This is a genomic window from Neolewinella lacunae (genome assembly GCF_014349155.1).
In the GTDB taxonomy this organism is placed as follows: Bacteria; Bacteroidota; Bacteroidia; order Chitinophagales; family Saprospiraceae; genus Neolewinella; species Neolewinella lacunae.
In genome coordinates this window covers 245,681-264,750 of record NZ_JACSIT010000153.1, presented here as the reverse complement: position 1 = coordinate 264,750, position 19,070 = coordinate 245,681, and the positions used below count along the sequence as shown (strand labels likewise).

The following is a 19,070-nucleotide window of genomic DNA, read 5'->3' as shown; positions in this document are numbered from 1 at the left end:
GGGGCCGTCTAAAAAGTCTACTAGGGGGGCATTCTGGTACAAAATACGAAAAAGTAGTATTTTGAGGCTGTTCCCATCCCCGTAGCCGATGAGCACAAAAAGAGCAGTTTTCAAGCCTGACCTCCAGAACCAAGGCTTGCTATTCCCTCCACATCTTGCCGACATGGTACCGCCTCATCATAAGGCGCGGCTGATCAGCCAGATTATAGATGGGATGAACATTGATTCGATCCTAAGCACCTATTTAGGAGGTGGCAGTAGCGCGTACTCTCCTCGGATGCTGCTTAAGGTGTTGGTTTATGCCTATTCTGATCGGGTGTACTCATCTCGTTCGATTGAGAAGGCTTGCTATGAGAACGTGTGCTACATGTGGCTAAGTGGGATGTCCACTCCCGATCACAATACGATCAATAACTTTCGCAAGCACCGCATGGGTGGCCGGGTAAAGGAAGTGTTTGCCCACGTTTTGTTGACTTTACATGAACAAGGCTATGTCAAGCTGGATGATTACTTTTTAGATGGCACTATACTGGAGTCAGTAGCTGGCCGGTACACCTTCGTTTGGAAGTCAAACGTTGAGCGTTACAAGAAGTCGGTGCTAGACCAGATAGGGATGATCGTTTCTCAGATTGACGCTTTATGTGAAAAAGCGGATAAAGAGGATGAGCAAGCTGCCGATGGGGATGATCAAGGGGACAAACTCAGCGACAGTGCAGCAGTCCAAGAAACGATTGATCGACTCAACAAAGCCTTAGAAAGTCAGTCCCCCAGCACCAAGGAGGAAGCCAAAGAGGTCAAAAAGGCAAAGACAAAACTGAAAAACCTGGAGAGCAAGTCCTTGCCCAAACTCCAGGAATATGAGCGCCAGCAAGAATTACTGGGAGATCGGTCGTCTTACTCTAAAACGGATCATGGTGCTACGTTCATGAGGCCCAAAGACGACCACTTGGGCAACGGGGAGCTAAAACCCGGCTACAATGCTCAAGTGGGAACGGAAAACCACTTTGTTGTAAACTGGACAATGCACCAGACGCCTTCTGATGCGGCCTGCCTCATTCCTCATCTTGAAGACACCGAATCGATCTTAAGCCAAATCGGATTGAACTTGCCCAAGGCCATTACAGCCGATGCGGGGTATGGCAACGAAGAGGCCTATCGCTATTGTGAGGGCAAGGAGATAGAAGCCTACCTCAAATACCCGGGCTATTACAAGGAAGAGCAAGGAGTACTTAAAGCGCCATTTGCGCCAAGCCAGTTATACTATAACGAAGAGCAAAATGTGCTGATATGCCCCATGGGTCAGCATATGACGTATTGTGGAGAGGGAGAGGAGAAAACAGCAAGTGGGTATATCCGTGAAACAAGTAAGTACAAAGCCGTCAATTGCATAGGCTGCCCCTTGCGCGGGATGTGTCATAAACAAGACGGCAACCGAGTGGTAACCATTAGCCACAAAGGTCAAAGCTATCGCCAGCAAGCCCGAGCTCGTCTGAGCACGAAAGAGGGTAGAGCAAAGTGCCTGCGCCGTAACGCAGAAGTCGAGGGCTTCTTTGGCAACTTGAAGGCCAATCTGGGAAGACGTCGGTTTACACTAAAGGGACTTACGGGGGTTAACATTGAGATGGGCCTCCTTTCGATAGCCACAAATCTTCGTCGATTACATAAATTATCGATTGAGCAAGGGCGTAGTCTGCTTACTCCGGTCGTACAAAGGGCCCAAATGACCTAAAACGGCCCAAAAATCCGTCTAGACGGCATTTTTAACTCCCTGAAGGCCCACCCAGCATGTGGGGAGGCCCAAAAAAGGAACACATATTTTTTCTTAAATGTGTCAGAACGCAACCAGCACAGCCACCGTGGCGCACCCCACAGCTTTGGGGCTGACTTTTTAGACGGCCCCTTGGGGGGGAGCACCTGCGGCCGCGCCCAACTACATCGCCTCGGTGGGGGTAGCGGTATTGTGAACTTTGTCTTTGTTCAGGTAGGCGTAGGCAGCGTAGGCGGCAATGCCGAGGATGATGAGCAAGCTGGAGAGCAGGGAGATGGTGGTGCCGGTGAAGTAGGAGGCGGGGCGGAAGACCATTTTGATTTCGTGCTGTCCGGCCGGCACCCGCAGGCCGCGCAGAAGGTAGTTCGTCCGGATCAAGTCGGCGGGCTGCCCATCGATGGTGGCTTCCCAACCGAGGTCGGGGCCGTACCAGATTTCGGAAAAAACGACGAGTTGCTCCTGGTCGGATTGGAAGCGATAGTCCAGTTCTTGTGGGCTGTACTTCGTCAGGCTGATCGTCCCTTGCCCGCTGGGTTGGAGACCGGCGACGGCCGCGCTGAAGTCCTGGTGGACGATCGCGGTATTTTTCAGGTCCTCAACGGTACCGAGAGCGGCAAATTCAGCGTCGTTGGAATTGACCATCTGGATGTTGCTCACCAGCCAGGCGGGGCCGAAAGCCGCCGGGTTTTGCTGGGCCTGCGGGGTACCGTCTTGCCCGGGCACGATGAAGTACCTGGTGTTGAGCATGTTGAGCACGTCCAGATCCCGCTCCGCCAGGTAGCCATCGATGAGGTCTTGGTAGCGGCGCATTTTTACGGCGGAGTAGCCACCGATGCTCTTGTGGAAGTAGCTGGTGGAAGGGTCCTGAAAGGTAGATACCGTAAGGTTCATCACGCGGTAGTGCGGGTCAGGGTCCTGGAGGATTTGCTGGTCGGCGGGACTGGGGCTGAAGGGCTGGCTGGCGCGCGTTTGCTTGGTCCAGTCGTCTTTAGCCACGTAGCGGCCGTTGACGCCGCCGAAGTCGGCCACCAACAAAACGGCTACGGCGAGGCTGGCGGTCAGGGGGCTGAGCCAGCCGCGGAAGAGGGCGAAAAGCGCCCCGAAGGTGAGGCCGACGAAGAGGAAGCTCCGCCAGGCGTCCGCCCGGTACAGGGCCGCGCGGGTATCTTCCAGGGCATTCAGGAGGGGGCTGACATCAATCTGCCCCCCGGTGAAGCGCTGGAGCGTACCCGCATCGGTGGCCGCAGAAAAGCTGAGGAAACCCGGCAGGACCACCGCGACGAGCGCGCCACCGACGGCCGCCGCAATGCCGGCGTACAGCAGTTGTTGCCGTGCTTTTGCGGGCTCATCCGCCCGGGTCTTCAGCCAGTTATGGATGCCGAGGACGCCGAGCAGCAGCATCAGGAAAGTACATACGCTGAGCGCCGAGCTGGGAGCCCGGAATTTGTTGAGCTGCGGCAGGGTATCGTAGAGGAAGCGGTTAAGCCCCTCCAGGTTTTTGCCCGCACTGAGCAGAAAAATCAACAGCGTCCCCAGTCCAAGCCAGATGGCCATGGACCGGCGGGCGGCGAAAAGACCAAAGATAAACAGCGCCCAGATCACTGCCCCGAGGTAAATCGGTCCTTCCGTGAAGGGCAGGGCGCCGTGGTAGAGCGGTGCAGCAAAAGTTTTGGGGATGTTGAACCCGGCCCGTCGCATGGCCTGGCCAAGGGCGGTGTCGTTCGCAATTTCTTCCCCGCTGCCTCCGCCAGCAGCGAGGGGGGCGTAGCTGGCCAGAATGTCTTTGAAGCCGTTGCTCCACTGCATAGCGTACTCCCACTCCAAACCGGTTTGCGGAGCGGCCTCCCCGCCGGAAGCATCGAGCGGGGTTTCGAGCACCTGCCCGCCGCGCATCGTCGATGGGGCGTACTCCAGGGTCGTCATCAGGTTGCTGGCACCCGCGCCGACGGCCAGCAGGAGGCCCAGTACCAGCACGCCGGTGGCTTTGCCGAAGTGGAGCAGATTCCCCGCCCGGTAGTCTTCCCACAGCCGCGCGGCCCCGAAGAAGGGCAGCGTCAGGCCAAAATAGTAGATCATCTGGTGGTGGTTGGCCTTGATGACCAGGCCCATGCCCAGGGCAAAGAGCAAGCCCCCCAGCAAGTACTGCCGCCGGAAAGCTACCAGAATGCCCGCCGCCACCAAGGGTAAGTAAAGCACCACCAGCAGTTTGGTCATGTGGCCCGCCTCAAACAAGACGAGGTTGTTGGTCGAAATGGCCGCTCCCACGGCCCCGGCAATGCTCAGCCACGGACTGACGCCCAGCAGGATCAGCAGCAAATAACAAGCCAGCATACCCGCAAAAAAGTAGCCAGCTGGCCGGGGCAGGAAACCCTGCAAGGGCTTCTCCACGTAAACCAACTGGTTGCCATCCTGTACTGAACTAATCTGGAAAGTAGGCATGCCCCCGAAGCTGCTGCCCGTCCAGTTGGCCCGTTCCCCCGTGGCCGCCGCGTAATCCAGGGATTCTTTGGCGGCACCCGTGTAGTTGCGGATGTCTCCCATCTGCAGGGTTTTTCCCTGGAATTGCGGACTGAACATAACCACCACCACCAGGAAAAAGGCGGCAACGGCGATGAGGTGGGGGAGGAGTGGCTTGAAATTCATGCGTTTAACTTGGTGCGTTTTGGCAATGCAGGTGGCGGAAGGGCGCAGCGCAAAAATAGGCATTCAGCGGCCGCCGCCAGCGCCTACAGAAAGTCTACGTCAACTTCGTAGGGGTAGGTAATCAGGTAGTCCATGGCTTCCTTAACCGGAAAGTCCTCAAAAACGATGCGGTAGAGCATCTCGGTAATGGGCGCGCGCAGGCGCATACTTTTTGCCAGGTGGCGCGTAATCATCAGGGTGCGTACGCCCTCGGCCAGCTCCTGGCTGGTGGCCCGGACCTCGCTCAGGTTTTCCCCGCTGCCGATGCGGTAGCCGAACATGTAGTTGCGGCTCTTTTGCGAAGTGGCCGTTGCGATGAGGTCGCCGATGCCGGCCGTACCGAGAAAGGCCCGCGCATCGCTACCCAGCGCCCGCCCGAAGTGGATCATTTCGTGCAAGCCCCGCGTGATGAGCATGGACTGAATGTTTTTACCCAAACCGTAGCCCTTGAGGATGCCCGAGCCGAGGGCGATGACGTTTTTCAGGACGCCGGCCAGCTCCGCCCCCAGCAAGTCGTGGGTGTGGAAAACGTGCAGCTGCTGCGAGCTAAGCACCGCGTGGCAGCGCTTGATCACTTCGTCGAATTTGCTGGCAATGACCGAAGCGGAGGGTTGCCCGTCCAGCAACTCCCGGGCCAGGTTCGGACCCGTAAGGGCCCCGACGCGCACCACTACGCTCTCCGCCCGGATCACGTCCGTCATGGTGTGGACCTGCCGGCGGTTCAGGCCGTTTTTCGGGATGTCTTCCAGGTTGATGCCCGTAATGTCAAAGCCCTTCGTACCGTGGATCAATAAGTGGCTGGGCTGCAAATGCGCGCTGATGGACTGCATCATGCTCCGGAAATTGTCCGACGGAACAATGGGAAAAATCAACTGGCACGTCTTGGCCACCTCGGCAAAATCATTGACAACTTGTACGCGGGGGTGCAATTCCACCCCGAAGTGGAAGCGGTCGGTACTCAGTTCCTGCACCAGGTCGGCATTGCGGCTGTACATCAACACGTCGGTGTTCAGGGCCAGCAGGTTCGCCATGGCCGTGCCGAAAGAGCCGGCACCGATTATCCCGACGGGTTCCATTTGGGGCATGTTGAGCTTGGGGCAGTTTCAGTGGGCCAAGGTAAGGCAATTTTCTTTTGAAGCCTGGTTTGAAGGGTGGGTAAAGAGCTTCGCTCTTTTTTTGAACCACTAAGTTCACTAAGAAAACTAAGATAGCGCTTCGCTCTTTTTTTTTGAGCCACTAAGTTCACTAAGTACACTAAGATAAAGCTTCGCTCTTTTTTTTTGAACCACTAAGAACACGAAGAGGGACTAAGTGCTGTGCAAGACAGGCTTAGTGTACTCAGTGAACTTAGTGGTTCAAATGGTGGAGCCGTTGTACGGCGACTGCTTCGCGCTTTCTAGCCCATTGAGTTGCTTGGAGTTGAAGCATGGAGTTTTGCTTCGCAGTATTTCATGCTCTTGGAGTTTGGGAGACTGTTCATCTAAGTAAACTCAGTGAACATAGTGATTTGAACTTAGCCCCTCTTCGTGTACTTAGTGGTTTAATAAGGACTGCGCAGCAGGCCCAAACTTAGTCCCTCTTCGTGTACTTAGTGGTTCAAAAGAGGACTGCGCAGCAGGCCCTCCCTCAATCCTCGTCCTCAAATTCGAAGCTGAAGTCCTCATCCTTAAAGGTATCAATCTCCCGGCGGTCGCGCTTGGTAGGCCGGCCGGCCCCCCGCTCGCGAAACTCGCCCTGGGCTTTGCCCACAAACCAGTCCTGGTACTTGGTGAGTTCTTCGGGCGGCGTGCGATCGGCGTAGCAGGTGGCGGCGATAGGGGCACCGACGCGTTTATCGATCAGCTTGAGCACTTCAAACTGAAGGTGGAAGCCATTTTTCGTTACCGTCACGGTGTCGCCCACGGCCACGTTGGCGCTGGGTTTGACGATTTTGTCGGCCAGGCGCACTTTGCCCTGCCGCACCACCTCGCCCGCCAGGGTCCGGCTTTTGAAGATCCGGACGGCCCACAGCCACTTGTCGATACGCACTTTGTCCATGCTCAATAAAAGTTTTCGGTGGCGGGAAAGTTTCACCGCCCGTGTCCATTCCTTGCTCTTCCCCCGGGGAGACTTCCCCCGCATCCTGCGTGCGCGCCCACCTCCAAAACCGCCCCCTCAAAACACCCAGCGCAGGCCATTTACCCAGGTGTAGGTGGTGTTGGGCACGTCGGGCAGGTCCTGCGAAACGCGGGCGTCGTAGGTCAGGGAATACTGGCTGGTGAAGCGCAGACGCACCGTGAGCCCCACTTCGACGGTGGTGATGGTGGATACGCGCGGGAAGGAAAAATCGGGCAGCCGGGGTTGGTAATAAGTCGTATTGGCGAGGCGGACGTTGGCGAAAGGCGTAAAGCCGAGGGTGAGGTAGCTGCTCATCCGGTGGTCGCGGTAGGTGATTTCGCTGCGCGCCAGCTCGTCGTATTCGTACATGTACAGGACGCCGAGGTAGGCGCGTTGCCCATTGTTTTTGTAGAGCCGTCGGCGGATGCCGGTACCGGCGAGAAAGCGCAGCGTGAGGCGCAGCTGCTCGTTGTACTGCACCTGGGTGAAGGTCTCCAGCCGCCATTTGTCCTTCAGTTCGTAGCCGTAGCGTAGGTGGATAAAGCCGGCGTTGAGGGCGTTGCTGCCGCTGACTTGCACCAGCTCGTAGTCGCCCAGGACCAGCACATTTCCCTTGCGGCCCAGCCGGTCGAGGCGCAGGCCGCCACGCAGGGTCGTCACCAGCGTCTGGTTTTTGGTCAGGCTGCCGCTCAGGTCCACCTGCCCGAACCAACCAATGCTGTCGAGGGCCTTGCGCTTGTCTTCAATGTTGACAATCTGGGCGCGGACGCAGGTGCCATGCAAACCAATAAAGAGCAGGGGGAGGAACCAGGCCCAGCCCCTTCGCCAAGAATAAAGCATAGGGAGAAAGATAAAGACAAAACCGGGAAAGGCTTAGGCCCGCAGCGAAGCCGTGGCCCGCACCCGGTCTTGCTCCAGCCAGCCGAAGTAGCGCGCCACCCCAAACATCGCCCCGCTGAAAAGCAGGTTGGCCAGCAGGGAATTCAACAAAAAGGGCAGGCCCGCCGCGTAGGCTAGCAACAGTCCAGCCCCGCTTTTGGGGTACATGCCACCGGCGGCCCAGACGCCAAAGTTGGTCACCAGGAAAAACACCAGCGTAGCCGCCACGGCCGCGCCACCGATGCGGAGCCAGGAAAACGAGCGCTGCCGCAGCAGGCCCAGGCCCAAGACCACCATCAGCGCCACGCCGCCGTAGACCCAAAGGTCGACGCCCCAGTAAAAACCGGAAAAATAGGCGGCGTAAACCGTGTTGTTCAACACCACATCGCTCAGGTAGAAAGCCAGCAGGGGCAGCACCACCGCCAGCCAACGCTGCGGCAGCACGGCCGCACCGAAGAGCGCCATTGCCCCCACGGGCACGAAATTGGGCGGGTGCGGCAGCAGGCGGCTCAGGGCGGCCAGGAACAGGAGGCCGATCAGGGCAAGGACGTTTTTCAGTGGCGGGGTTGGGGCAGACATGGCAAAGTTGGGTTCAACGGGGCGAAGCAGGTACCCCGGGTGGGCAAAGATAGGGCATGGCTTTGGCATGGACCAAAGTCGGGCCGAGCACTTACCTTTGCCCACTCAAATGATTCTGGTATGCGACTTGCTTTTCGACTCTGCTGTTTTCTGCTGGTTCTGGCCCTGCTGGGCTGCGGAGACCAGGGCAAAGACGCCGCAGCGTCCACCTCTCCGGCGAATAATGACATTCCCGTCGGGCTCAAGCTCCTCACCTGGCGCTACCTGGCCCAGGACGCCGCCCTGGTCAAGGAATTCGAACAGCGCTTCCGCACCAAAGTAGAGGTGAAGGTGCGCCCGATGCGGGAAATCGTGGCCGACGCGCAGGCCGGCCGTTCGTTGCAAGCCGACGTACTGATCCTCCCCACCCTGGAAGACGCCGTACGCATGAAGGGCTTCAATATGCTGCAACCTTTCTTCGTCGATGCCTTCACCAACGGGGACGTGGGGGACAACTACCTGGACCGCGACGGCTATTACGCCGGCCTGACGCAGTGGACGATGGTGGCCGTCTACAACCCCAACGCGGTGACCTCCGAAGAGGCCGGTACTTACCGCGGCCTGGCGGAAGTACCCCTGCGCGGGATTCGCCTCGGCGTGGCCCACCCCGATAGCTCCGGACTGGCGGCGGTGATCGGTGCCCTCCACGCCAACCTCAACCCCGACGCGGCGGCGCTGTGGACCAACTCCATCTACCGCCTGGCCGCCGGGGGCTTGCAGGGCTCGGACTACGACCAACTCGACCGCATGCTGGCCGGCGAACTGGATATGGCCCTCGTCAGCATGGGCGCCGTGGCCCGTTGGTTCCTCAACGGCGACCCAAAGCACTACGAAGCGGGCGGTGCCTGGCGCGTGCGCTTCCCCCACACCCAGGCCACGAACATGAACTTCATCAACATGACGTGCATCACCATGCCGGCCAACGCCCCGAACCGGAACATGGCCGCGAGCTTCATCAACTACATGTTCTCCAAGGAGGTGCAGGAACAACTCTCCAACGCCTGGTTTGAGTTCCCCACCCACGCCTTCGCCGAAGCCAATGAATACCTCTACGGTTTCCCCGACCGCCTGGGCTACAAACTCTCCGCCGAGAGCCTGGAACAGAACATCCCTATCGGATGGGCGCTGGTTAATGCTCAGGCGGAGCAGTGATTTTTTAGTTCATAGTTCATAGTTCATAGTTCATAGTTCATAGTTCATAGTTCATAGTTCATAGTTCATGGTTCATGGTTCATAGTGCGGGCAGGGGATTGAGGGGGTGTTTCCCCGAACTTTGCCACTTTGTAGTACTTTGCATCCCGAACTCTTCCGGGACCGCGCCCTGCGTTGACGTACCACAAAGCAATCTTTACCTTTATCCCCTGAAAATTCAAGCCCCTAACCATGCCTACTCGCTTTTTTCTGGCTGTCTTCAGTCTTTGCCTGTCTTCCCTGAGCCTCTGCAGCCAACCCGACCGCTGGCAGCAGCGCGCGGAATACGCCATGGAGATCGATTTTGACGTAAAAAAGAACCAGTACACCGGGGAGCAAACCCTGAAGTACTTCAATAATTCGCCGGATACGATCGACCGGGTGTTCTACCACCTCTATTTCAACGCTTTCCAGCCCGGGAGCATGATGGACGTGCGCAACCTCACGCTGCCCGATGCCGACTCCCGCGTCGGGGAACGCATTAAAGCCCTGCAAGAAGACGAAATCGGCTACATCAAAGTGAGCAAGCTCAGCCAGGACGGCACCCCGCTGGAGTACGCCACGGTGGGCACCATCCTGGAAGTCGAACTGGCCAAACCCATCCTGCCCGGCGCGAGCACCACCTTCCGCATGGAGTGGGACGCGCAGGTCCCCCTGCAAATCCGCCGCTCCGGCCGCGACAACGCCGAAGGCATCGAGTACAGCATGGCCCAGTGGTACCCTAAAATGGCCGAATACGACTACCAGGGCTGGCACGCCAACCCCTACGTGGGCCGGGAATTTTACAGCATCTGGGGCGACTTTGACGTCAAAATCACCATCGACAGCGACTACGTTGTGGGCGGCACGGGCTACCTCCAGAACGCCAGCGAGGTCGGCTACGGCTACGCCCCCGAACCCCGCAAGCGCGACAAAAAACTGACCTACCACTTCAAGGCCCCCAACGTGGGCGACTTCATGTGGGCCGCCGACCCCGACTACCGCCACACCAGCCTCCAGCGCGCTGATGGCATGACGATGAATTTCTTCTTCCAGCCCGGAGAAAAGACCACCGAAAACTGGGAAAACCTGCCGAAGGTGATGGACGAGGCCTTCGCCTACATCAACGAACACTACGGCCATTACCCTTACGAACAGTACAGCTTTGTACAGGGCGGCGACGGCGGCATGGAATACCCCATGGGCACCCTCATCACGGGGGAACGGAGTTTTGTCAGCCTCGTCGGCGTCTCCGTCCACGAGCTGATGCACAGCTGGTACCAGATGATGCTGGGCACCAACGAAAGCCTCTACGCCTGGATGGATGAAGGCTTCACCAGCTGGGCCAGCAGCGAAGTGATGAACCACCTGCGCGGCAAAGGCCTCATCCCCGGCACGATGGTCGAGAACCCCCACGAGCGGACCTACCTGGGCCTGCGCAATTTCCGCGCCAGCGGTCTGGCCGAACCCCTGAGCGTTCACGCCGACCACTTCGCCACCAACGCGGCCTACGGCGTGGCCGCCTATACCAATGGCGCGGTTTTCCTGGAACAACTCCGCTACGTCATCGGCGAAGAGGCCTTTGCCAAGACCATGCTCCGTTACTTCCACGACTGGAAATTCAAGCACCCCAACCCCAACGACTTCATCCGCATCGCCGAGAAGTGTTCGGGGATGGAACTCGACTGGTACAAAGAATACTGGGTCAACACCACCCACTACGCCGATTACGGCGTCAAAATGGTGGAAGGCAGCGGCAACCAGACCACGATTGTCCTGGAGAAAGTTGGCCGCATGCCCATGCCCGTCGAAGTGCTGGTCAAGCTCAAAGACGGTTCCGAGCGCTGGTTCTACGCCGCCCCCCGCATCCTGCGCGCCACCAAGGCCCAACCCGCCTACGCCAGCAACTGGACGATCCTGGAAGACTGGCCCTGGACCAACCCCGAGTACACCTTCCGCACCGATCTGGCCCTCGATAAGATTGCCTCCGTCACCATCAACCCCACCGGGCGGATGTTTGAAGACAGTGTGGAGAACAACCAGTGGATGCCGTAGGACCCCGCTAGGGAAGCGTCTTGCGCATCCCGTTGAACCAGCGCGTAATGACCCGGGTCAACCACGGCCCCAGTACCATGCCCACCACCAGCGCCAGCAGGGCGAGGCTTCCTGCCCCAAACTCGCTCAGCAGGGAGGGATTGAGGAAAAGGAAAAAGGCAAAGGTGGCCGTGATCAGGGAAAATGCCGCCGTGATGTAGAGCCCCCGCAGCGTCTGGTGCTGGAAAAAAACGTCGCGTACCCGCCAGTCGAAAAGCGCCCAGACGAACCCCACGGCCAGGAACAGAAAAACGAAGAGGCCCGTAATGCCGATGGGGTCACGGTAGCGCAGGATTGCGGCGGGCAGGTAGAAGGTGCTCTGGGCGGTCTGGTAGTGTACGAGGGTATCGTTGCTGGGCGCAAACTTTTCGTCGATCAGGCTCCAAAGTTCCTTCTCAGGCAGGTCGTAGCCCATTGCCCAGATGCCGATGCCGCCCAGACCCTGCTGGAGGACCCAGTCGTACTTCACCTCCAGCGTCTTGCGGTCGTCAAACCACAACGTTTCGTTGGCCACGTCGTAGCCCGGAATCGTGGGAAAGCTCTGGTATTGGTAGCGGGCTGCCCAGGTATTTTGGGTGTATTCCGGCGGACCGAGCCGTTTGGTAAGCTGCTGGATTTCTCCGAAAGTGAGGTGCTCAAACAGGGTGGTATCCGGCAGGCCCGTGCTCGACGTCAGCGAGGACCACTTGCCGCCGTAGTACGGCAGGCCCAGCAGCAATTTTTCCCGGGGCAGCCCCGCTTCCAGGTAATTAAATACCACGTCTTCAATGCTCCCGTAGCGCCGCCGTTTTCCGTCGGGGTTGTAGAGCGGCGCAATCGGGCCGGGCGCGTAGCCTCCAGTTGTAAAGTCGTAGGCCGTCAGGGTGAAAAAGTCGACGTAGTTGCTCAGCGTATCGATGTTGTAAATGCGGCTGCCACCTCCCGGCCCCTGGTTGACTTTGGGCAAGACCACGCTGAGCTGGTAGCGTTGTTGCCCGGCCGCCAGCCGGGTCCGCAGCCGCCGAATGAACGCCGAAAATTGACGCTCGTAGCCGTCGGGGATCAACTCAAAATCCACGTCGATACCATCCGCGCCCAGCCGCACGAGCAAGGCCACCACATCTTCGATCATTCGTTCCTGCCGGACGGGGTCGCTCAAAAAAATCTGGTTCTTGCGGATGCCGAAGTTGGTGATTGTCAGCATCACCTTGCAATCATCGGCCTGGGCCAGCTTCACCAGCTCGAAGTCTTTGGCTTCCCAGCCGGCAATAACCTCGGGGTTGTCGTAGGGCAATCCTGGCCCAGTGTTGATGTTGTAGGAGAAAAGACTGACGTGGCTGAGCAGCTTGAAATTGTAGGTCCGGTACGCTTCCCCCATCCAATGGGGGTGCCAGCCGAAGACCCGGACGTTCTTGGCCAGTACGACCGTATCCCCGTCGGGGCTGATGTACTTGGCGCGGTCGAGGTTCTGAATACTGTTCAGAAAAGTGGCGCTGGAGTCCGCCAGGGCCTGATAGTACGCTTGTTCTTCACGGTGGATCAGGTTATAGATCAAGGCGTAGCGCTCTTTGAGATCAGCTTCGGCTTTAGGTGGCGCTGGAAAGGTATCCGTTGCCACCATTGCGGGCCGCTGGAAGATGGCCAGGAAGCGCTCCAGGTATCCGGGCTTTTCCGCAGCTTCCTGTGCGGGCAGGCTAAGCCAAAGGGAACAACAGAGCAGGAAAAGGCAGTAGCGCACGGTCATAGCTTACGGTTTTTGCTTTGGTGGCAGCTTAGGGGGTGATGGGTTGCCAGACGGTCGCTGGCGTACGCACCTGGTACCAGGCCACTATTTTTAGTTGCAGGCGGTAGGTATTGACGGGGTGGCGGTTGGCGAAGGCGAAGTGAAAGCGCAAGACCCGCTTGCCGAGGGCCGGATCGAAGACCACGGTACCGGCCAGTTGCTGGAGTGCCGTGCCGGTCACCACGCCGTAGTTGGGCCGGTCGGGGTTGCGGCGGATGAGCCGGGGGTAAGACCGTCCGGCCACCAGGTTTTGTCGTCCGGCACTGGTGGTGAAATCGTACTGCACGTAACTGCGCTGGTATTCCGCCTCGCCGGGCGTCAGGCCGGGCAAAACCACCGGATATCCTCCGCCGTATGCCGCTAGCGGGGCGCTTACGCCCGGCTGGCTCCAGGCCGGTGGCACGCTTTCCAGCAATGCGGCGTATGCCCCCAGGGCCACCTCGCCGCTGCCAATCCAGTAGGCGATGGCTACGAGCGAATCCCGTGCGGGCGGGTCGGAAAGGTCCAGGCGGAGGGGGATGTTGACCTCAACGCTGCCACTGCGCAACCCGCTGAGGTTGCGCAGGCCCACCACTTCGGCTTCGGCTTGCGTCGCTTGAAAAAGCAGGGTATCCGTTGCGATCCACGTTTGTACCGCACGCGCACTGCCCAACTGACGAACGGCAAACTGCCCGGCGCAGGAATCCCGGCCCAGGGTATCCCGCAGTACCTGGGCACCTGCGGCCAGGCTCTGCTGCGCCCGCACCCTTAGGAAAATGGTCTGTTCTGCCGTGCGCAGTGCACTCGTTTCCCACCAGGAGCGGCGGCCGCCCACCGTATCGGGCGGTGTGCTGGCCAGCAGGGTAGTGGAGCCCTCTGGCGCAGGGGCGGGGCCTGCGTCCTGCAGAATTTCCACCGCCGCTGGGTGCCGCGTCACGTCCACCAAGACGTACTGCTTGCGGGGCAACAAGTAAAAGCGGCGATCAGCTTGCAGGTAAAGTCGCCAGGTAGCAGTGTCAGCATCCAGAACGGTACAGAAGTCTAAAGCCGCCGCCGCGTAGGCCGCTTGCAGCACTTTTCCACTGCCGTCGGTCAGCAACATCCGGCGCAAGGGCTGCCCATCCAGGGTTCTTACGGCGATGCGTAGGGTATCTCCCTTCGCACCAGCGCTGGTGGTGGTGGCACAGGTTTGCAGGGGCTTTTCGCCAGCCTGGAAACGGGTGGGGTAAGTCGGCTGCCCCGACGCAAAGGAAAAGTGCAGGCAGCTGCAGCGGTCTTTGGCCCGGTGCTTTTTTACCGGGGCGTTCAGCGCAAAAGCGGCGCAATTCCGGGGACTTACCCGAACGGGGCCAAGCGGGCCCAGCGCCAAGGGGCCCGGCAGTACCGTGCGCAGCAAACGCCGGGTAGTGAGGTAGGTGTTTACCCGGTTGCCCAGCGTATCGTGCAGCACGCGGCAAGTATCGAGGGTGTTTTCCAGCACTCTCCCGACGGGAATGGAGAGGCGGGCAAGTGCTTTTTGACCGGGATCCAGGCCAGCAGTGACGACTGCCAGCGGCCCCGTGGCGTCGGTGGCCAGGCGGGTAGTCAAGGGCCATTGCACTTTGTTGCCAGCACCCAATGGGGGCAGCGTGCGTTGGGCCATTGTGCCGGCGCCGTGCCAGGCAGGGTCGGCCAGGCGCAACCCCGCAGGCAGTTGGATGCGCAGGCGCAAACTGTCGCTGGGCGCTGCGGAGGTATTGGTGGCTTCCAGCAGCAAAGGGACTTCAGCGCCCGGCAGGTAGTACTCCGGGCCGCCAGTGGCCGGACGCAGCGCCAGGTGAATGGGTCCAGCCGCCTCCTGCGCCCTTTTTGCCAATCGGGCGGAGCAGGCACTGAAGCAGGCCAGCAACAAAAGCAAAGGGAGAAAGCGGATGGACTGACGGCAGGTCATTGCGCAAGGCGTTTTGAGGGGCACCGGGGCGCGGACGCAGGTGCCAGGGAAAAGCTTTGAAGAGCAAGGGAAGAAGGAGCGTAACCCTGGTCCTGGCCCGCTCCGGGGCTTCCCTTTTCAATTCGACCACATGATAAGGCGCATTTGTCCGAAAAATGGTAGGGGTAAATACCTGTTTAACGCCGCAATTCTGCGGTATTTCATTTATTTTCATCACTTTACGTACCTAAAATGACGCCAGCGCCACGATTTGGGTGCATGCGCCGGCTGTTCTACCGTCCTTGTTCCTGTTGCCTAATCCTCACCAGTATGTCATCCACCCTGACTCAGCTCGCTCCTTTTCCATTTCCGGTGGTCAAGCCATGGTTAGCGGTGACCCGCAGCGAAGCCCTGTTGGATATGACCCAGCAGCTGACCCGCCCGGCCCGCTTCGTAGCGCTGCGTGGTGAAGGCGGCAGTGGGAAGAGTTATTTCCTGCACCGGCAGTTCATCGACTACCTGACCAGCCAGGAAGCAGAAGCATCCGATTTGCCCTGGCGCGTAGTCGCATTTTCTCCCCAGATCAACCCGCTCGGAAGGCTGGCTTCTGCCTTAGCCCAGCCGGGGATTTTACAGGGGCAAAAAGTGGTCCAGCCTTTCTTTCACGAGCGCATTGCCGCAGCGCTGCGCCACGATAACGAAGGCCTGGTGCGCGTCGTCCGGGAAGCCCGCGCCGCAAGTACCACCCCCTTCCGGCTGCTCATCATTGTGGATCAACTGGAAGAAATGTTTCGCATCGGCGAAGTACTGCGCCACCGCCCGCCCTCCGGCGCATCGCCCGCAGCGGGGGCCTACCAGCCGGGCGATGAGGTCCTGTTTTTCAATCTTTTCCTCAAGGCGTTGCGCGAAGACGTTCCCGTTCACATTGTCTTTTCCATCGGCACGGAATACCTCGATCGGCTCAACGCCTACCAGGGCTGGCCGGAAATTGTGGGCGTGCACCGCTACACGTTGCCGGCCATCTCCGTTGAAGACCTTAGCCGCGAGCTGCTTGCCAAGCCCTTCCCCGCCAACGTCCAACCCTTTTCCCCGGCGCTGGCCAACTGTTATGCGCGCATCGTTGCCGACTACCAGTCGCTCTCCGGCAAACAAACCGAGCTGGCCGCCCGCATCAACATGGCCCTCCATCTCCTCGGGCAGGAAGAACCCCGCTACCTGGCCACCTTCTGGAACCAGTTGCCCGACCCGCCCGATTTCCTCGCCCGCAACCTGCCGCTAAGGGCCGACGCCCCACTGGAGGAAATTGCCGCCCTCCGCGAACTCGCTAACCTGCCCGCCAACCGGATCGCCTGGAGCGAATACGTCACCACCCTGAACCCCACCCAACGCGAAGATTACCACACCGCCGTCGCTGCCTACGGCCAGAAATTACTCGCTCACTACACCCGCATGGGCGGACTGAATGGGGTGCCCGACTTTTTCTATACCAAACACTTCACCGATCGCGTAGCGGCATTCCCTCCCCCCGAGGCGTCTGCCACCCTGCTGGCCCGCATCTTCCAGGCGGTGACCCTCAAGGATCCCAGCCCGGATCGCGTAGCGGCCAACTACCCCCTTTCGTTCGGTCGGCTGCGTGGCATCGCCTTCCGCTCCGCTTCCGGTGCAGCTTCCACCAACGGCGCAACCCATGGCATGGGCGACGACGCCGAAAAAGAACAACTCCGCCAGATTGTCGCCGCTTTTACCTTCCCCAACCACAACATCCCCAACCTGCTGCAGTGGGCCACCCCCCACGGCAAAATCCAGGTGACGGCTGCGGAGTTAGACGACTCGGCCATCATCAGCCTGGGACCCGCGCGCCTTATCCAGGAATGGCGGCAATTGACCACCTGGGTGGAGGAAGAATACAAAGCTGCTACCCTCTACGTCAACCTCGTCGAGGAAGCCAAAGAATACTACCAACAATCCATCCACAGCCAACCCTCCGCCGCTCCGCCAGCGCCTTTCCAACGCCCTTCCTTACTCAAGGAATTGTGGGGACGGCTGACGGGGTTCGTTCGCCAACTGCGCGGCACAAAAGCGGAACCCAATACAGGGCAAAAGGAGCTCGACAAAACCCTCCTCTCCGAAGGGCGCGTAGAACTGGTGGAGCACTGGGCCAACAAACTTCAGCCCAATACGGAATGGGCCGAAAAGTACCGCGCCCGCACGGTCCTGACCCCCGAAGAAGCAGCTGCAAACCCCGGCTTCGCCGCATGGTTGACGGAACACCAGCACCACGCCTTCTCCCTGGCAACTGCTTTTTACGAAGCCAGCCGCGATTACCACCTCCAGCGGCGGCGCGAAAAGGAGGAATACGATGCCTACGAGCTGCGGCGGCAGCAAACCCGCGCCAAACGCGCCATCTACACCACCATTATTGTGCTGATTCTCGGGGTGGCCGCCGTGGTACTGGGCCTGGACGCCCGCCGCACCAAAAACAACCTCACCCTGCTCGATTTCGTCGATGCTATGGCCAAGGCCAACTTGATGTCGAACGACATTTACCGGACCGACGCCTTCAAGCGGTTGAAGATCCGCATCGAAGACGGCAAAGCCATCAACCGCGAGGAAATTGTTATCGATTCTCTGGTGCGCTGGGGTTTGCTCGACTTGCAGCAGCCCTACGCCCCCCACGGCCATCACTCCCGTTCTACTCTACTGCTGCTCAGTAATCTGCTGGACAATTACCACCAGCGGGAGGCCCGGCAAACCACTTTTGGGCGCTTTTTCCGGGCCTTTACCCGCCCGCTGGGGGAGGCTGCGCCGGCCGACTTATTTGAAGTCAGCCAGGCCATTGCTGCCGAGGTCGATACTGTTCTCCGCCGCCAGCAAACGCCCGGCCATAACCACTACCAGTATCCCTATATCTTCCACGTGCTGTGGGAAAACGTCGGGGCCCTGCAAACCCAGCTGGAACGGGAAAAATTCCTGGACGGCCGCGCCTTTTTCTACCGTTCCCACGCCCGCTATAATGCCATGGCGGCCCACCCCGTCTCCCGCGAGCAATTTGCGGCCGGTGATGCCACCGGGCAGGTCCGGATATTCTTCCGTGCCAGCGGGCGCAACGTAGCGCTGGCTTCCGTCGGGAAAAGCATTTCTTCCATCCTGTACAGCGAGGATGGGAACGATTTGTACGTCTCCACTTTTTCCGGGGAAATTTACCGCTACCGGGGGCTCAACGACGAGGTTGGTCTGGCCACCCGCAGGGATTCACTGCCTTTTGAGGCCCTTGCCCTGGAGCGCACTGCCGCCCGCAAAAACCTGGCCATCCTCAGCGTGCAGCGGACGGCAAGGGAAGATTGCTTGTTGCTTCTGGGCGATGCCGACGTCAGCCTTATCCAACTGCGGCCAGGGAGCAATAGCTACCGCGAAAGCTCGGTCATCCCCCTCACCCAAACCCTCAAAGCCGTGACGCTGGTGCGGGGCAATGGTGCGGGCAGCCACTTCGTCGTGGGCGGCTCGGCGGGCTCGGTCCTGCTGGCGTTCGGGAAGTCGGCCAACGGGGTAGGTGGTCTCCAGCCGCTGCGCTGGGCAGAACATCCCAATCTTTCGGTGTCCGCGATTGCCTTCGATGGGTCGCGCAGCCCGGAACCCATCGCTCTGGGCAGTGAAGACGGACGCATCTGGCTGACGGACCGCGACAACTACACCGTCGAAAATCCCCACTCACCACCGTCCTACTCCCCGGAAGTCCCCCAGCCCTTTCAGTATTCTGCCATCAGTCAACTGTCCTTCAACCGGCGGGGCAACCACCAGCTGATTTCCTCCAGCCTCGATGGCTCGGTCTGGATTTTCAACCTCGACGCCCACCCCTTCGCCACCAACAGCTACCTGGAGGATACACCGCACCCGGGGGACGTCGGCCCGGAGGATGCTTTCGATTCAGCGGCCTGGGACCACCTTCGCCTGCCCACCAACGGACACAGCGTAACGACCTTCTGCCTGGTCAACGACGAGAACATCGCCCTGGTGGAAAACAACGTCCTTCGCCTCTGGCCTACCAATTTGCTTACCCTGCGGGAAGAGTTTCAGGCTTTGCTGGACGCCTACCGATCCCCCAACGAATAGCG

General features: G+C 59.5%; 11 protein-coding genes. 4 read left to right on the top strand and 7 right to left on the bottom strand.

The genetic code is table 11. From position 1 onward, the window contains the following. Positions 1 to 88: 88 nt before the first annotated feature. Complete coding sequence (locus tag H9S92_RS21065; RefSeq protein ID WP_187464761.1) at positions 89 to 1,729, top strand: IS1182 family transposase; 1,641 nt, start codon at positions 89 to 91, stop codon at positions 1,727 to 1,729. A 201-nt stretch (positions 1,730 to 1,930) separates the two neighbouring features. On the opposite strand, the gene H9S92_RS21060 is transcribed toward H9S92_RS21065, so the two are convergent. The 5 genes from H9S92_RS21060 to H9S92_RS21040 form a co-directional block, all read right to left on the bottom strand. Beyond that, positions 1,931 to 4,411 carry a YfhO family protein gene (locus H9S92_RS21060; RefSeq protein WP_187468678.1) on the bottom strand — a complete coding sequence of 827 codons (2,481 nt, stop codon included), beginning with the start codon at positions 4,409 to 4,411 and terminating at the stop codon, positions 1,931 to 1,933. Positions 4,412 to 4,494: 83 nt separating this feature from the next. Beyond that, on the bottom strand, positions 4,495 to 5,535 hold the full coding sequence (locus tag H9S92_RS21055) for an NAD(P)H-dependent glycerol-3-phosphate dehydrogenase (RefSeq protein WP_187468677.1): 1,041 nt from the start codon (positions 5,533 to 5,535) through the stop codon (positions 4,495 to 4,497). Positions 5,536 to 6,076: 541 nt separating this feature from the next. Beyond that, the gene (locus H9S92_RS21050) at positions 6,077 to 6,487 is read right to left on the bottom strand and encodes an RNA-binding S4 domain-containing protein (RefSeq protein WP_187468676.1); all 411 of its coding nucleotides are present in this window, start codon (positions 6,485 to 6,487) and stop codon (positions 6,077 to 6,079) included. Between the two features lie 117 nt (positions 6,488 to 6,604). Further along, positions 6,605 to 7,387: a DUF481 domain-containing protein gene (locus tag H9S92_RS21045; protein WP_187468675.1), complete on the bottom strand. Its 783-nt coding sequence runs from the start codon at positions 7,385 to 7,387 to the stop codon at positions 6,605 to 6,607. Between the two features lie 33 nt (positions 7,388 to 7,420). Further along, positions 7,421 to 8,005 (bottom strand): DUF6580 family putative transport protein, encoded by a 585-nt coding sequence (locus tag H9S92_RS21040; RefSeq protein WP_187468674.1) that lies wholly within the window; start codon positions 8,003 to 8,005, stop codon positions 7,421 to 7,423. Positions 8,006 to 8,125: 120 nt separating this feature from the next. On the opposite strand from H9S92_RS21040, the gene H9S92_RS21035 reads away from it, so the two are divergent. Together H9S92_RS21035 and H9S92_RS21030 are read left to right on the top strand one after the other, a co-directional pair. Next, complete coding sequence (locus tag H9S92_RS21035; protein ID WP_187468673.1) at positions 8,126 to 9,196, top strand: ABC transporter substrate-binding protein; 1,071 nt, start codon at positions 8,126 to 8,128, stop codon at positions 9,194 to 9,196. A gap of 231 nt (positions 9,197 to 9,427) precedes the next feature. After that, a complete protein-coding gene (locus H9S92_RS21030) occupies positions 9,428 to 11,269 on the top strand; it encodes a M1 family metallopeptidase (RefSeq protein ID WP_187468672.1) in 1,842 nt (613 codons plus the stop codon). Between the two features lie 7 nt (positions 11,270 to 11,276). On the opposite strand, the gene H9S92_RS21025 is transcribed toward H9S92_RS21030, so the two are convergent. Both H9S92_RS21025 and H9S92_RS21020 read right to left on the bottom strand, forming a co-directional pair. After that, positions 11,277 to 13,031, bottom strand: a complete 1,755-nt coding sequence (locus H9S92_RS21025; RefSeq protein ID WP_187468671.1) for a glycosyl hydrolase family 18 protein — start codon at positions 13,029 to 13,031, stop codon at positions 11,277 to 11,279. A gap of 28 nt (positions 13,032 to 13,059) precedes the next feature. Further along, the gene (locus tag H9S92_RS21020; protein WP_187468670.1) at positions 13,060 to 14,979 is read right to left on the bottom strand and encodes a hypothetical protein; all 1,920 of its coding nucleotides are present in this window, start codon (positions 14,977 to 14,979) and stop codon (positions 13,060 to 13,062) included. A gap of 309 nt (positions 14,980 to 15,288) precedes the next feature. Here H9S92_RS21020 and H9S92_RS21015 point away from each other — a divergent pair, with 309 nt between their 5' ends. Continuing rightward, positions 15,289 to 19,068 (top strand): nSTAND1 domain-containing NTPase, encoded by a 3,780-nt coding sequence (locus H9S92_RS21015; protein WP_187468669.1) that lies wholly within the window; start codon positions 15,289 to 15,291, stop codon positions 19,066 to 19,068. The last annotated feature ends 2 nt before the right edge of the window (positions 19,069 to 19,070 follow it).